Genomic DNA, 15,164 nt, shown 5'->3' on the forward strand with positions numbered 1-15,164 from the left:
CTTAAAAACCCGATTTTCATCCAAACAACGCGCCAGACACACGCCTGTTTTCAGGTTTAAGAACGGCAGGCCCACAAGTTTGTGACACCGCCGTCCGATAACAGATACTGCCCTAAGGAAGCGCATTGACCTTCTGTACAGAACTCATAATCGGGCGTGTATTCAGAACGCGTGAGGGCTAGGACATCAGGCGCCTTTTGTGCTGGAACATACTGGTACCAGCCCTCTTTATACTCAGCTTCAGACGCTGGCTCCATACCTGCCCCCGACCCTTTGACGCGAGCCTGGTCTATTTGTAAATAGGGCTGACCTTTGTTGTCCAGCCGTACCGAGTAAAGCTCTTCCCACCGTTGATGCTCAATCGAGTGCATCCAGGCTAAGGTAAATTTCTGAGTATCAATATGCACAACCTCAGCATCGGGCACAGCCGCAAGCTGTAAACAGATGCCCACCGCTGCGGCGCTTGCCATCATGACTGCTGAAGCCTGGTTTCTTGCCGCTTGGTGCGCAGGTAATGCCACACTAAAAACAGCACCGCAAGGGCTCCACCTATTTGATCCGATACAGGACTTGCCCACACCAAAAACACCGCGGCAATAACTACATAAAGCCGTTCAAGAATATTGACTCGACTGAACAGGAAGCCAGTGGCGCCTACTCCCCACAGAATGATGGCAATAATACATTTAATGGTGATATAGACCACTTCCCATGGGCTGCTGAAGTCTTGCATCATCAAGGCTGGACTATAAACGGCCATGTACGGAACGATAAAACCGGCAATCGCAATACGCATGGCCTGGATACTGATTTTCAGGCCTGTGGTTTTAGCTATAGGCGCCGCCGCGAAGGCAGCCAGCGCCACGGGAGGCGTGAGATCAGCCATGATGCCGAAATAGAAAACAAACATGTGTGACACAATAAGTGGCACACCCAGTTGCAGCAGGATGGGGGCCGCCAGTGAACTCGTAATGATGTAGTTGGGAATGGTGGGAATCCCCATCCCCAGCACCAGGCACGTAATCATGGTCAGGAATAACGCCAGCAGCAGATTATCTTGCCCGATAGCAATAACTTGCCCTCCGAATTCCGCAGCCACACCCGTCAAGTTGATAATGCCGATAATAACGCCCACCAAGGCGCAGGCAATGGCCACGGGCAAAGCATGCCTGGCTCCTTCGGCCAGCGAGGCAATAGATTCTCGGAGCAAATCACCATCACGGCCACGCATCAGCAAAAAGGCGGCCAGCACGGCAATAATTGCAAAAAATGTAATGACGCCGAATTTTATAAAGCCCGTGCAGGCTATACCCAGGAGCACCCAAAACAAGTACCTCAGCGCCTTATGCCCAGCGCCTTGAATGCTTGCCGCGCCAAAGATCAGAATCACAGTCAGCCCCAGGCCTACGGTGCCTGAAAACAGCGGTGTATAGCCTGAAAACAATAAAGCAACCAAGCCAATTAACGGAATTAGCAGATACCAGCGTATCTTGATCGCGGCCCACGGATCCGGGCACTGGCTCTTGGGCAGGCCCACCAATCCTTCGCGTCCGGCGACTAAGTGAACGGTCCAGAATGCAGTAAAAAAGTACAGAATGGCAGGGATGACAGCAGCTTTGACAATCTCGATATAAGGAACGTTAATTGTCTCGGCCATAATGAATGCCACCGCACCCATCACAGGCGGCATGATCTGTCCACCCATACTGGCTGTAGCCTCTACCCCGCCTGAAAAAGACGATGAGTAGCCAAAGCGTTTCATCAAAGGAATGGTGAATTGGCCGGTAGTCACAACGTTGGCAACACCAGAGCCATTGATGGTGCCCATCAATCCCGAACTTACCACCGACACCTTGGCGGGCCCCCTCGAGTATGACCTACCGTTCCCATTGCCAGGTCGCTGAACAGCGTAATCATGCCTGCTCGCTCTAAAAACGAACCAAACAAGATAAACAGAAAGATATAGGTAGAGGAAACATAAGTAGGCGTGCCATATATGCCCTCAGTACCAAAGCCCAGAGTGCTGACGATCTGGTCAAAACCGTAGCCTCGATGCGTTAGCGCCCCTGGCAAATACTCGCCAAAAAGCCCATAGAGCAGAAACAAGCCACAGATAATGGGCAAGGCAATTCCCATCATGCGACGCGTCGCTTCAAACACTAAAACGATGATCACAATACCGACCACCATATCGCCCTGGGTCATTTCACCGGCTCTGGCGGTTAAGTCAGACTCGAAAACCCAATGGTAAAAACTGAAGAGAAAACCTGCTCCACCCAAGAGCCAGGCTAAACCGGGGATGGGTCGTCCAAAAAAGTTTGGATGCAGGGTAAAGACCATCAGCAGCACGAAACCAACGTGTATCGCCCTGACGACCTGGCTGGAAATCGGACTGAATGCCGCGGTATAAACCTGAAAGACAGAAAATGCCACCGCCACCCAAAATATGGCTCTAGGTAAGGTTTCAACAGGTGGTGCTGCTTCGATAGGTGGAGCTATCTCAGTACTCATAAAGTTTCGTTTCGCTTTGCTTACAAAAATGGCAGTGTTTCTTGTTAATTAAGAAGCACTGCCTGAATCTGCCTAAATAATCAAGACAACACCCTTTATTGGATAACACCCTGCTCACGATAATAACGCTCTGCACCGGGGTGTACAGGCACAGGCATACCGTTAACAGCATTTTCCAGCTTCATGGTTTTAACGGCGTTATGCGCAGAGAATAAAGCCTCAAGATTGTCATAAAGCGCTTTGGTCATGGCATAGGCCAAGTCATCTGATACGTCCGAGTGGGTTACCAGGAAGTTAGGAATCGCAGCGGTAGGCATGTCGACGTCCTGTCCCGCGTAAGTACCGGCAGGAATCACAGCGGGCTGATAGGCCTCGTCACCCACTTTTTCCACAACCTCTGCTGGAATGGCAACCACAACAATACGGACGGAAGTAGCCAGATCGCGAATCGACGACACCCCTAATCCGGCTGACTGAAGCGTCGCGTCAAGCTGGCGGTTTTTCATAAGCTCTACGGATTCGCCGAAAGGCAAATATTCGACTTTGCTGAAATCGGCATAGCTCATGCCTGCTGCTTTTAAAATGGCACGGGCATTAAGTTCAGTTCCCGAGCGTGCTGCCCCCACCGAAATGCGTTTACCGCGTAAATCTTCCAGTGTTTTTACACCTGACTCTGCGTTAGCGACGATTTGAATGTAATTATTATAAGTAGCTGAAAGACCGCGAAGCTTATCCAGTTTCTTGGTGAAGCCCGCTTCTTCATTACCATTCCATGCATCAGAGACAGAGTCAGCCAGAGCCAGTGCCAGCTCGCCCCTTCCTGCTTGCAACAGGTTCATGTTTTCTGCCGAGGCCTTTGTTACCTGGGCAGTGGCTTTCACATTGGGGATATCGCGCGCGTAAATTTGTGACAAGGCCACACCCAAGGGATAGTAAACGCCGCTTTGCCCCCCGGTGAGAATATTCACAAACTGGGCCTTTTGTGCGATGGCAGTGCCACCGACTAGAGTGGCAACCGTTAGCGCTGTGCCCGCAAGCACTTTAATAAAACGCATATAACTTCCCTCCGAAACGATAAACAGGAATCTGTTCTTTTAGTTGTGTTGGCCTGCATTTTTGGTGTGTAGAGCACCTTTCTGCAGTCATCGGGCCAGGCCACATCCCTAAAGCCACATGCGTAACAATGCCAGATAGCGAATAAAAAACAAGCGGGGATTTCCCGAGACTCTTAGTTACGTGCTGTGTTTAGAAGCTAAGAATACTCGGAAAACAACGATTTATCTGCGCCACCAAAGCCAGAACAAAAGCAGCCCGCTGCCACACAGCGTCGCGGCTATACCCAGCAGCGTAAATAGCGGCACCCCAAAAACCGAAGGGCCAAGATTGATTAAATGAGGAGCCAGGCCCAGCGCAAATGCAGCGGTTACAACAGCAATGCATAAACGTGTTGCCGCCCGCTCAAGTGATTGACCCAGATCACGCATGTGCCTTACTTCTAAATCGACCCCGACACGGCCATGACGCAAGCGATGCATCAACAAGCGCACATAACCCGGCATATCGGCGGCCAGATCATAAAACTCTGCCGCCAGGTAGGTTGCCCGACGGCGTAGCGCCCGCGGCGAATACTGGCGCGTCATTTGCGATTGCACCAGCGGTTGCGCCACCGCGACGATATCAAGCGTAGGATCCATACGCAGCAATACGCCATCCGCAGTGATGAATGCCTTAAACAACAAGCTTAGGTCGGTGGGCAACGCGATATGCAGTTCACGTGCCAAGGACATGAAATCACTTAAGGCGTGACTGATCTTCAAAGGCTTGATCCCGTGCCTGGCCAGAAAGCGCTCTGTTGCTGCATTCAGCGCCACCGGATCGCTGTCATACTGATCAGACCAGCTCAAAAGCATGCTGGCAACGCCATCGGCCCGGCCTTCTACCAAAGCGCGGAATAGAATCAACAGTTCGTGCTTTCGCCGTTCGGATAGACGCCCCACCATTCCGAAATCGATAAAACCAACGCGGTTTTCAGCCATCGCAATCATATTTCCCGGATGAGGGTCAGCATGAAATACGCCGTCCTCAAGAACCATCTGCAGTATGGCCTTAGCCCCGCGTCGGGCTAAGGCATGAGGATCCAGCCCGGCCCCACGCAATTGCTTTGCATCAATAGGCGGATAGCCCTCGATAAACTCTTGCACCAGCAATCGTTCGCTGGTCCATTCCCAGTAAATCTTGGGGATAACCACCGTTGGGTCTGATTCAAAGTTTCGTGCGACTTCATCACAATAGTGCCCTTCGCGCGCGAAATCGAGCTCGTCGCGCATTGCAGCCCCCAGATAACTTACGATTTCCAGTGGCCTGTAGCGCTTCCATTCATCACTTGACTGTTGCAACAGACGAGCAATGTGACTAAGCAGCCGCAAATCGGCTTCAATTACCGGACGCAACTTCGGCCGGCGCACTTTGAGCACAACCTGCTCCCCGCTATGCAAAGTGGCCTTATACACTTGCGCGATAGATGCCGCTGCAATGGGCTGTTCATCGAAGCTGGCAAAGACCTGATAGGGATCCCCATTCAGATCCTCGTGGATTTGCTCGAACACCAGGCTCCACGGCAGTGGTTCTACCGAACTATGCAGCTTTGCAAGCTCACCAGTCCACTCTGGCCCCAGCAAGTCGTGCCGTGTAGCCAATATTTGCCCTAACTTGATGTAAGTAGGACCCAACGCTTCAATCGCTTTACGCAGGCGCTCTGGCTGAGATAGCTCTTCATGCTGTGCATCAATACGCTGCTGACTCTGGGGCAGCAACTTGCGTAAATTTAATTGATCTACAAGGCCATCTACCCCATACCGTATGAAGATAGATGCCACATCAATTAAGCGAGTCCGGTCACGCGCCGCCACGATTGCTGTCTCTAGCATGGGAGATCCTTGGGATTGTCTTAAGCCCAAGCATAACGCATGACGAAGATCCCCTGTATGCCCTGAAACTGACGGCTAAGGGAGCGTAGCTGATAAATCAATCGAAATGGGTTTCGACGATCTGGTTGAAGGCTTCTTCAGCGCTCATGCCTGACTGCATCAGTTCGCTAATCTGGGCAGAGTATTCTTGAATGCCATTAGGCAGAAACTCCCGGTGCCCCTTGAAGTAGTTATATTTTTCTACCTCAATCGGATCAACGGCAGGACGGGCTGCAGCGCGGCTGCGGGTTGCACCACCGGTACTGCTTCGAGGCGCCCGTTTTACCGGAGGTGGTGCACTAATTGCCTGCTTTACCGCATCCAGACTAAATTCTTTCGACAAGTCATCACTGACGTTGCCGTTTTCATTCAAGGGCATCAGCAAGTTTTTGCTGTCGAATGCCATTTTAAAACCGCGGGCATTCAGCACTTGATAATTCGGTCGTTTTGCGTGTCCAGGAAACTGAAACTGAACACGATCACCGTATGATTCCATACGCTCAACAACGTCTTTTAAGAATTCGGGAGCGAGTGAACCCAGCTCGCCATTCCAACGTGTACTGCGTCTAGTGGCCAAAATAAATACTTCCCAAGTCGAGACAGACGGACAAATTCGTCTACAAAAAATTCGGAGAGTTATTGTACGCCCTCAAGGCTGTATTGGGATACCCATCGCTTTGTAAAATCGAACGCTATCCGAAAAGCGTTGCGCCCGTGCGGCAACCGCATCCAGCTGTCGTTGACGCCATTGCTGGGCCGACATCCACTGCTCCCGGCGCGGGAGTGCACCTAAGCGCACCCGCTCTTTAACCATGCTGTGATAATCATCTGCTGCGCTGAGAGCGGCTTCGTGCTCGCCCAGGGCCTGGGCGTCTGCCTGGGTCTGCACCAGTACATCCGCTACTTCAGCAAAGGCCCCTAAAACAGTCTGTTTATAAGCAAACTGGGCCGCCTCGTAGCGGTCGATGGCCGCCAAACGCTCTGCGCGCAGCGCTCCGGCATGAAAGATGGGCTGCGTAACACCGCCCACCAGGCTCCAGATTGCACCTGCTCCGGACAAGGCAGTAGACCAGTCATAGCCAGCCTGCCCCATTGATGCACTGATACTGATGGATGGAAACATATTGCCGGTGGCGACGCTTATCTCGGCTGCTGCTGCGCGCAGATCAGCCTCAGCTGCCCGGATGTCCGGCCGGTGCCGGAGCAATGCCGACGGCACCAAGAGCGGCAATTCTTGAGGAAGAGCCAGCATTTCGAAGGGAATAGCTTCGGGCGCTTCACTGGGGTTTCGACCCATTAATATCGCCTGGGCATGTCGAGTGCTGTGTAGTTCTGCGTGCAGTGGAGCCAGTTTGGCGCGAAGCACATGCAATCGCTGCTGTGTGTCGCTAAGTGCCAGGCGAGACGACGCCCCCAATGACAATTGTTGCTGCACATCGGCCAACTGAGCCTGTTCATCTTTTAGCAGGCTCATGACGATCTCAATTTGCTGATTGATGGCAGCGATACGCACAGTGGCGTTAATGAGATTGGCAACCACAGACTGACGCGCAGCCTGAAATTGCTGATGTTGAGCCTGAAGCCGTTGGGCACTGGCTTGCGCTTGGCTGCGCCGGGAGCCAAAGAGGTCAAAGTCGTAGCGTATCTGCGCCTGGCCCACAAAGGTGTTGTAGAGCGATGTGTTAGGCATATTGGGCAATGGCAGTCCCAAGTCGCGCTGCCTTGCCGCCTGTCCGCCCAGATCGACGCTGGGCAAGCGGGCCTGACGTGCCTGGGCACTGACTTGCCGCTGCGCTGCCTGCAAGTTCGCGCTTGCTGATGACAAATCCGCATTATTCGCCAAGGCTTCTTCAACCCAGCCATTCAGCACTGGAGAATTGAAGCTTGCCCACCATGAAGACAGCACCATATCGCCCAGGCTAAAGCGTTGTGCATCAATACCTTCGATCTGACGTTCAAGATCTAGCGTCTCTAAACCGTAGTGATCGGGGAGATTTATGGTTTGAGGCTCGCCTGCCGGGCCGAGGGTGCAGGCACTGAGCAACCAAGCCGCCAAGACCGGAACACCCTGAATGAAAAAAGCATGGCGACTCATGACGACACTTCCTCGCGCTCGGACGTGCTGACCTTAAATACAATCGCATACATGGCAGGCAGCACGAAAATGGTCAACAAGGTAGCGATTGTTATACCTCCCATTAACGCAGACGCCATAGGTCCGAAAAAATTGCTGCGCAGCAAAGGGATCAGGCCTAAAACCGAGGCCGCCGCAGTCAGGCTAATCGGTCTGAAACGTCGCACCGTAGCGTCAAGAATGGCGTCTCCACGCTGATGGCCGGCCTGTATATCCTGTTCAATCTGATCAAGCAAAATAACCGAATTGCGCATGATAATTCCAAACATGGCGATCACGCCCAGCATCGCCACAAACCCAAAAGGCTGTCCGAACAGCAACAAGGTTATCGCAACCCCGATAAGGCCCAGCGGTGCAGTGACAATGACCAGCAGGACACGCGTGATACTTTGCAACTGGATCATCAAAAACGAAAAGACAGCAATCACCATGATCAATAGCTGGGCGACAATAGAGCGCTGTGCCTTTGCACTTTCTTCTACCGCTCCGCCCACTTCTATAACGTAGCCTACGGGCAGTTCTGCACGCAGTGCATCCAGCTTAGGACGCAACTCATTGGTTAGCGTAATTCCTTCGACTCCAGCCTCGACATCGGATCTGACGGTAATGGTAGGCAGACGATTCCGCTCCCAGATCACACCATACTCAAGCACGGGAACAAAGGTGCCCAGGCTCGCCAACGGCACAGCTCCCTGGGCCGTTGGGATGGACAAAGCAAGCAGACGCGAGGGCTCATTACGATCAGCTTCGGGTGCGCGCAGCTTAACGGCAATACGCTTATCGCCTTCCTGAAACTCGCTGACATCTACACCCTCTATATTCATGGCAAGAAATCCGGCTACGTCCTTAGCCGTCAAGCCTGAAGCACTGACTGCCTCGTGGTCGAGCTCAAACCGCAACGACCGGGCTCCGGGCTCATCCCAGTCAAACTGCACATTTCTCGCCGCCGAATGGCCCCGGACAAGCTCAGACACCTTTAATGCCCATTCTCGTACCTGCGAAATATCGTCACCACTGACGCGCAACTGTAAGGGGTACCCCACTGGAGGCCCCATCTCCAGACGCGATAAACGAGTACGTACAGCAGAGAACTCGGTCTCCAACAACGGCTCCAGCCAATCGGCCAATTGTTCACGGTCTGCCAATGACGCCGTTGTGATGACAAGCTGGGCCAGATTGGGTTGGGGCAACTGCTCATCAAGCGGCAAATAAAACCGTGGAGCACCGGTACCAACAAAACTTAGCCAATGACGAATTTCGGGGCGGTTCTTGATCATCGCATCCAGTCGCTCTACTTCGGCTGCAGTTGCATGAATGGAAGCACTTTCCGGGAGGCGTAAATCCACGATTAGCTCAGGGCGGTCTGATTCCGGGAAAAACTGTTGGGGTATAAAGCGAAAGGCAAAGAGCGACAACGCAAACAACATCAGAGTAATTGCCAAAACCCCCACCTTATGATCGACGCACCACAGTAAGTATCCCCGCAGGCGACGGTAGAAACGCGTGTCGTAAATATTTATTTCGGTTGATTTATGAGAAAACAAGTCAGTCCCGGGCCGGGGCTTTCTACGCAAGAGGTAGTAACCCAATAGAGGGATAAGCAAGATCGCGACTATCCACGAGACCAGCAACGAGATGGTTGAAACTTCAAATATTGAGCGCGTATATTCGCCCGTACTGGATTTTGCCAGAGCAATAGGCAAGAAACCGGCAATAGTGACGAAAGTGCCTGTCAACATGGGAAACGCCGTACTTGTAAAAGCAAACGCGGCCGCACGCGCCCGATCCCAGCCCTGGTCCAGTTTGACTGCCATCATTTCAATGGCAAGAATGGCATCATCCACCAATAAGCCCAAAGCCAGCACCAGTGTCCCCAGCGAGACTTTATGCAGCCCTATACCCAGCCAGTGCATGAGCAAGGCCGTTAATGCCAGAACCACCGGAATCGAAATCACAACAATCATCCCCGTGCGCAGCCCCAGCGATACCAGGCACACGAGCAATACAATGACGACCGCCTCGGCCACTGCACGTAAGAACTCATCCACTGAGCTGGAAACGGCTTCGGGCATGCTGGCGACTTCGTCAAGGGCGAGCCCCATCTTCAGCCCCTGCTGCAACCCCACGATGACGCTATCCAGTTTTTTTCCAAGGGCCACAACGTCATGCCCCTGGCTCGCGGTGATGCCAATCCCCAGGACAGGCGTCCCGTTTGCCCTAAGGAAAGGGTCTGGCGGATCGCTGTAACCACGCTCAATATGCGCGATGCTACCCAGCATGATTGGCTTGCCATCGACGTCAAGGTATGTATTGGCAATGGCTTCCACCGAGGCATATTGTCCCGTAGTACGTACAAAGATCCGATCGGTTGCGGTGTTGATAACGCCAGCCGACTGTACCGCATTCTGCTCAGTAATCGCTTTGGCGATATCTGCCGGGCTGATCGCAAGGCTTGCCATCATGGAGTTCGAAATTTCTACCGTGATACGTTCGGTTTGCTCGCCAAAGTAATCAACTTTCTCTATCCCGTCGACTCCCAGCAGCACCGTACGCAAGGTATCGGCCTCGTCTTTTAGTTCTGCCCAATCAAAACCATCACCACGCAAGGCATAAATGTTGGTGTAAACATCGCCAAACTCATCGTTAAAAAAAGGCCCTATGACATCTTTAGGCAAACGCACGGCAATATCGCCTATCTTCTTACGAACCTGATACCACTCGTCTGCCACCGCACCCGCCGGGGCCGCTTCGCTCATGGCATAAAACACCAGCGACTCGCCAGGCTTTGAGTAGCTGCGTGTGTAATAACGGTTTGGCATTTCCTGAAGTGTACGCTCGATGCGTTTGGTGACGTGCTCCTCAACCTGCAAGGCGGTGGCGCCTGGCCACATTGTTTGAATGACCATCACCCTAAAGGTAAAGGGTGGATCCTCCGACTGTGCAAGTTTAGTATAGGAATACAGACCCGCTACAGTGGCTAGAACAACAAAGAAAAACACCAGAGCCTGATGGCGTATAGCCCATGCCGATACATTAAACCGCTCGGTCAGGCGATCGGATTGACTCATGAAGCATCTTCCGCAGAAGGCAGAGTCACAGAGTATTCGTCGTGCTCTGAAAGCGTATGCACCCCTTTACTGGCGACGATATCCCCTGCCTGCAGCCCCGTGCTGACCGACACCTGCGATGCTGTGTACTCCGCTACCGTAACAGGTACCAGATCAAAGCCCTGGCGTTGATCGTTGTATCGCCAAACCGCTGTTTTAGCTTGTTGGTGATACAAAGCGGTGGCAGGTATCCATATCTGCCCTGACTCCTGCGTAGAAAATTGCCACCCTAACTGCCCGCTCATGCCCAAACGCAGCGAGTCAGGAGTATTGTGCAAACTGAACTTGGCAAGGAAGGTGCGGCCAGGCGCATCTGCCTGCGGGGCAACCTCGCGTAACGTAGCAGAAATTGGCTCGGACGTTACGGAAGGAACGACAAAGCTGAAGCTATCGCCCACCGCTAACTCGTTAACCCATGCCTGCGGCACGTGTGCGACGACGTCCACGCCCTCGGACCAGGCCAGGGAATAAACCGCTTGCCCTGCTGCCACGTTTTGTCCGGTTTGCGCATGCTCTGCTGCAACCACCCCATCCTGATCAGCTCGCAGCTGTCCATAATGTACGGTGTCTGTGGCCTGCTCGGCCTGTTTTTGTGCCTGGGTATAGGCGGCCAGCGCCTGCGCATAAAGACTTTCACTTTGCTCCAGCTGGGCTTGGGCGATAAGTTGTGATCTGGCTTGTACACGATCCCGCTTGAGCTGCGCTTCGGCACTGCCTAAACTGGTTCGGGCCGCCTTAAGCTGCGCTTGGGCGCTTTCATCAGCCAGACGCATCGACTGGGGGTCGAGTTCGGCCAGAAGATCACCCTTGCTGACTTCATCGCCCAAGGCAACAAACCGCCTGGCAATTTTGCCGTCAATTCTGAATGACAGCAGCGTTGAGTCTCGGGGTGCTACTTCAGCGGCTAACCACCGCGCGGAACTTTGTCCACTGCCACTCACTTCAACGACAGCGACCGGGCGGGGTGGGGTCTTGGACGATGGTGGCTCGCCACATGCACTTAACAAGCCTAACAATACTGTGCACACGATAAAAAATCTGCCACACATATCGCCGCTCCGGTAAAAAACTTGATTAAAGCTCAGACATTAACGTCAGGGCTGAGCTTTTTCAAGCATACTCGAAGCCACCGAGTCTCGCCTAGTGAATGGCTTTAACAAGCAAAAAAATGCCGCAACCATGAAAAGATGGTTGCGGCAAATGCTCCGCCAGGGGTTTTGCACATAGGCCGCTGGGAGCACCGGAGCACAGCAAAAAAATTGCTATAAGCATCGTTATATTATCAGGTATATAGCGGATTAGTAAACCTGGTATTTGCCGTCATACTCAAGCCGCTTGGTATATACTTAATTCGCACGCCATGAGCATGGCAGCACATTTTTACGTTTTCAGGGCGGGGCGAAAATCCCCACCGGCGGTAATGGCTTTATGCATTAGCCCGCGAGCGCTCCGCCTATGGCAGAGGTCAGCAGATTTGGTGTGATTCCAAAGCCGACGGTTATAGTCCGGATGAAAGAAAACGCACATGCCTTTAGCATCAGCTTTAGGCGAATGTCGTACGCCCTGGTTCTGGACTTTACCGTTGGACTATCCATGAATCAGACTCAAACTCAGCTTTACCCTCACGCCGCAACCCTACGCTATGCTTTTGTGCATGCACAATGGCACGAAGACATTGTTCTGCAGGCCTACAATGGCTTTGTCAGCGAAGCGCAGAAACTAGGGCTGGCCGCTACACAAATTGATGTATTTCCAGTGGCCGGCGCTTATGAAATCCCACTGCACAGTAAAAAGCTGGCACAAACCGGAAAGTACGCCAGCATTATCGCCTGTGCCCTGGTCGTAGATGGCGGTATTTATCGGCACGATTTTGTAGCGTCAACCGTCGTCGATGCCTTGATGCGGGTACAGCTTGATACTGAAACCCCTGTGTTTTCGGTAGTGCTTACGCCCCACCATTTCCACGAAGCAGGTCCCCACTACGCTTTTTTCAGTGATCACTTTGTACAAAAAGGTGCGGAAGCGGCCCGTGCCTGCTTAAACACTGCCGAAAGTCTTACGAAAATTGGCGAACTGAAGACCGCCTGATTTCAGCTTTTACCTGCAGCGCCCAAGAAGTCGTCCGGCGCTGCTCAATACATTGAATGATGACTAACGACTCTACTTCAACCTTTGTATTAGCCAGCCCGGACTCCATTCAGCTTGTTGACCACGAGCTACGGTTGCGTCTGGATGTTATTTGCCATCAAAACCCTGTAAAAGGCTGGGCACCCTTTTACCAGTTCAGCATGCAGCGTGAGGATGAGGTCGTAGGTGTCATCCACCTGCGCATTGGCGATGACCCCGCCCTGACTCATCACTTGGGTCACATCGGATACGAAGTATTCCCCAATTTTCGTGGTCACTCATACGCGCAACGTGCTTCCAAGCTTCTGCTGCCACTTGCCAGACTGAATGGAATGAAGGATCTGTGGATAACCTGTAACCCTGAGAACCTGCCTTCAAGACGAACCTGTGAAAAACTGGGTGCTCTCTATGTCAATACGGTCTCCGTTCCAGTCGGCACCGCCATGTACGCCGCCGGCGAACGATTAAAGCGTCGCTACCACATACGTTTAGTCTGACTCGCGCGTCTCTTACTATTCTATCTGTAGCCCTTTAGCACGCCTTGCAAAACTCCCGCCATCTCAATTGAGTCAAGCTCTACATTACGTTTTGCTTAATGTAGACTTGAGTTCAATCATTTTTTCCTATTGCTTAGCAACTGAATGCCAAATTTTCTGCGCCCAACACTGTTTCCTCGACATATTGCAATTCTTATACTGTTGGCTGTGGGAACCTGCTTTGCCAGTGCACATATTGCTGCACGTATTTCATTCGACAACAATACTGGCTTACTGACTGCCGTACTCGTACGGTCAGCCGTTACCGTAATGGTACTTACGGTAGTGTTAATCTGGCGGCGCCAAGCCATTCTTATCGCTAAAAGCAGCGTAGGCTGGCAACTGCTGCTGGGTCTACTGATTGCATGTCAGAGTGTCAGTATTTATTCCTCCGTTTCCCGCGTACCCGTGGGCATCGGCTTGCTCGTCGTCAATACCTTTCCCGTGTGGTTAGCCCTTATTACCTGGGCACTGGGTGGTCGCCGCCCGAGCCTGCGAGTCAGCATCATCATGGGTGGCGTTGTGATGGGCCTGTTGCTTGCCTTAGACCTCCCAGCCCGCCTGGCCGAGCCCAGCGGAGATCTGCATCAATGGCTCATCGGTATTGCTTTTGCACTGCTTGCTTCGATTTCATTCGCGTTTGGGCTGTGGATAATCGAGCACAAACTGCCCACTGTCAATGGCACAGTCCGCAGTCTATACACGATGGTGACAGTATTTGTATGTGCGATTATTGCAGGTAAAGTGGGGCTTATTCTCGGGGAATGAACTGGCCCGATGCCACCGCCGGATGGCTATCGCTAGTGGTTCTAAGCCTGCTCTATGCCGGAGCGTTTACCTTGTTGTTTATTCTTGCGCCCCGTCTGGATCTATCCCAGAACGCACCAGCCATGAATATCGAACCTATAGCGTCGTTAAGCCTGGGCTGGGCCATACTGGGCCAGGCATTAAGCACCATTCAGATAGTCGGCGGCGCGGGGGTTATCGTCGGAATTATCGCCCTGGCCTACACTAAGCAAGCTCCCAGATAGTCAGTCTGGGCGCTGCGCCCGATGGACATCGCGCAATAAGTACCATGAGAAATAAGCGCTAGATATCAGTATTCCGAGTACCGCAGCAATAACCTTAAACAAGGCACGGGCATGATCATCACGACGAGTTCCTTCGTGCTCTCGCTCAGCGAGCAGGACGCGATTGCTTAACACCTGCAATTGGCCAACAATCGGAATAAGCGCGGCGTGCAAACGTTTTAACTCCACCACGTCAAGCATTCTGCCGTCATCCCAGGGCAGCGCCGTTTCAAACCGGCTTACCACGCGTAACAGCTCGTCCAGTTCACCCAGATCAGTCAAATAACGCTTTTGGGGTCCGGTCAGCAACAAAGTCAGGCGGCTTAAGAAGATCTCATAGCGATTAAAAACGTCGTCGCCCGACACCCTATCGTCGCCTGTTTGAACGAGCAAAACCTCTGCCTTTAACCGCAGACCTTCGTGCTGCGCCTGCGTTGTTGCCCATAACATGCCTCCCCCAATGTCATCGCGAACCTCTTCCTGAATATTCACGAGCTGAATCAGGGCGTAAATCAGCAATAGCAGAAACGCAAAAATCACAGCGGCTACATAGCTATAAAGACGCCTGTAAGAGGCACCTCTTTGCTCTGATTTCATCGCGGTGGAGGCTCGGGAAGTTAACTCTGTAGTCAAGGTCGAACCCCGCTTATAGTAGAACACCAGAGATTAATGAAGCCAGAGAGCACATGACGATTTTAGTGCGAACTTTTGCT

At 52.5% G+C, this 15,164-nt stretch carries 12 protein-coding genes, 1 pseudogene and 1 riboswitch; of the genes and pseudogenes, 4 read left to right on the top strand and 9 right to left on the bottom strand.

From position 1 onward, the window contains the following. Nucleotides 1-56 precede the first annotated feature (56 nt). From L1889_RS00350 to L1889_RS00390, 8 genes and pseudogenes are all read right to left on the bottom strand, one after another. Entirely contained in the window at nt 57-473 is a 417-nt protein-coding gene (locus L1889_RS00350) for a DUF1850 domain-containing protein (RefSeq protein ID WP_238663387.1), read from the bottom strand. After that, a pseudogene (locus L1889_RS00355) lies at nt 470-2,511 on the bottom strand (TRAP transporter permease). The gene L1889_RS00350 and the pseudogene L1889_RS00355 overlap by 4 nt, the downstream one beginning before the upstream one ends. A gap of 95 nt (nt 2,512-2,606) precedes the next feature. Beyond that, entirely contained in the window at nt 2,607-3,566 is a 960-nt protein-coding gene (locus L1889_RS00365) for a TAXI family TRAP transporter solute-binding subunit (RefSeq protein ID WP_238663390.1), read from the bottom strand. Between the two features lie 222 nt (nt 3,567-3,788). Next, nucleotides 3,789-5,438 carry an ABC1 kinase family protein gene (locus L1889_RS00370; RefSeq protein ID WP_238663391.1) on the bottom strand — a complete coding sequence of 550 codons (1,650 nt, stop codon included), beginning with the start codon at nt 5,436-5,438 and terminating at the stop codon, nt 3,789-3,791. 97 nt (nt 5,439-5,535) lie between these two features. Beyond that, nucleotides 5,536-6,054, bottom strand: a complete 519-nt coding sequence (locus L1889_RS00375; RefSeq protein WP_238663392.1) for a hypothetical protein — start codon at nt 6,052-6,054, stop codon at nt 5,536-5,538. Nucleotides 6,055-6,126: 72 nt separating this feature from the next. Beyond that, nucleotides 6,127-7,572, bottom strand: a complete 1,446-nt coding sequence (locus L1889_RS00380) for an efflux transporter outer membrane subunit (protein WP_238663393.1) — start codon at nt 7,570-7,572, stop codon at nt 6,127-6,129. Beyond that, the gene (locus L1889_RS00385; protein ID WP_238663394.1) at nt 7,569-10,679 is read right to left on the bottom strand and encodes an efflux RND transporter permease subunit; all 3,111 of its coding nucleotides are present in this window, start codon (nt 10,677-10,679) and stop codon (nt 7,569-7,571) included. The genes L1889_RS00380 and L1889_RS00385 overlap by 4 nt, the downstream gene beginning before the upstream one ends. Further along, complete coding sequence (locus L1889_RS00390; RefSeq protein ID WP_238663395.1) at nt 10,676-11,767, bottom strand: efflux RND transporter periplasmic adaptor subunit; 1,092 nt, start codon at nt 11,765-11,767, stop codon at nt 10,676-10,678. Before L1889_RS00390 ends, L1889_RS00385 begins: the two co-directional genes overlap by 4 nt. A gap of 331 nt (nt 11,768-12,098) precedes the next feature. Then, nucleotides 12,099-12,243, top strand: a riboswitch (FMN riboswitch). On the opposite strand from L1889_RS00390, the gene L1889_RS00395 reads away from it, so the two are divergent. The 4 genes from L1889_RS00395 (at nt 12,228) to L1889_RS00410 (ending at nt 14,412) form a co-directional block, all read left to right on the top strand. Then, on the top strand, nt 12,228-12,806 hold the full coding sequence (locus L1889_RS00395; protein WP_257793787.1) for a 6,7-dimethyl-8-ribityllumazine synthase: 579 nt from the start codon (nt 12,228-12,230) through the stop codon (nt 12,804-12,806). (Overlaps the previous riboswitch by 16 nt.) A 56-nt stretch (nt 12,807-12,862) precedes the next feature. Then, nucleotides 12,863-13,342, top strand: a complete 480-nt coding sequence (locus tag L1889_RS00400) for a GNAT family N-acetyltransferase (protein WP_238663396.1) — start codon at nt 12,863-12,865, stop codon at nt 13,340-13,342. A 144-nt stretch (nt 13,343-13,486) separates the two neighbouring features. After that, the gene (locus L1889_RS00405) at nt 13,487-14,149 is read left to right on the top strand and encodes an EamA family transporter (protein ID WP_238663397.1); all 663 of its coding nucleotides are present in this window, start codon (nt 13,487-13,489) and stop codon (nt 14,147-14,149) included. Further along, on the top strand, nt 14,146-14,412 hold the full coding sequence (locus L1889_RS00410) for an EamA family transporter (RefSeq protein ID WP_238663398.1): 267 nt from the start codon (nt 14,146-14,148) through the stop codon (nt 14,410-14,412). The genes L1889_RS00405 and L1889_RS00410 overlap by 4 nt, the downstream gene beginning before the upstream one ends. Here the strand turns inward: L1889_RS00410 and L1889_RS00415 are convergent, their stop codons facing one another. Beyond that, a complete protein-coding gene (locus L1889_RS00415; protein WP_238663399.1) occupies nt 14,413-15,084 on the bottom strand; it encodes a hypothetical protein in 672 nt (223 codons plus the stop codon). Nucleotides 15,085-15,164: the final 80 nt, after the last annotated feature.

It is taken from the genome of Paenalcaligenes niemegkensis (assembly GCF_022230885.1).
In the GTDB taxonomy this organism is placed as follows: Bacteria; Pseudomonadota; Gammaproteobacteria; order Burkholderiales; family Burkholderiaceae_B; genus Paenalcaligenes; species Paenalcaligenes niemegkensis.

What these genes read in the sequence shown, in the direction of transcription:
- L1889_RS00385 (WP_238663394.1), bottom strand. Translation starts at nt 10,679, where the DNA reads ATGAGTCAATCCGATCGCCTGACCGAGCGGTTTAATGTATCGGCATGG.
- L1889_RS00405 (WP_238663397.1), top strand. Translation starts at nt 13,487, where the DNA reads ATGCCAAATTTTCTGCGCCCAACACTGTTTCCTCGACATATTGCAATT.
- L1889_RS00400 (WP_238663396.1), top strand. Translation starts at nt 12,863, where the DNA reads ATGATGACTAACGACTCTACTTCAACCTTTGTATTAGCCAGCCCGGAC.
- L1889_RS00365 (WP_238663390.1), bottom strand. Translation starts at nt 3,566, where the DNA reads ATGCGTTTTATTAAAGTGCTTGCGGGCACAGCGCTAACGGTTGCCACT.
- L1889_RS00370 (WP_238663391.1), bottom strand. Translation starts at nt 5,438, where the DNA reads ATGCTAGAGACAGCAATCGTGGCGGCGCGTGACCGGACTCGCTTAATT.
- L1889_RS00380 (WP_238663393.1), bottom strand. Translation starts at nt 7,572, where the DNA reads ATGAGTCGCCATGCTTTTTTCATTCAGGGTGTTCCGGTCTTGGCGGCT.
- L1889_RS00350 (WP_238663387.1), bottom strand. Translation starts at nt 473, where the DNA reads ATGATGGCAAGCGCCGCAGCGGTGGGCATCTGTTTACAGCTTGCGGCT.
- L1889_RS00390 (WP_238663395.1), bottom strand. Translation starts at nt 11,767, where the DNA reads ATGTGTGGCAGATTTTTTATCGTGTGCACAGTATTGTTAGGCTTGTTA.
- L1889_RS00395 (WP_257793787.1), top strand. Translation starts at nt 12,228, where the DNA reads ATGAAAGAAAACGCACATGCCTTTAGCATCAGCTTTAGGCGAATGTCG.
- L1889_RS00410 (WP_238663398.1), top strand. Translation starts at nt 14,146, where the DNA reads ATGAACTGGCCCGATGCCACCGCCGGATGGCTATCGCTAGTGGTTCTA.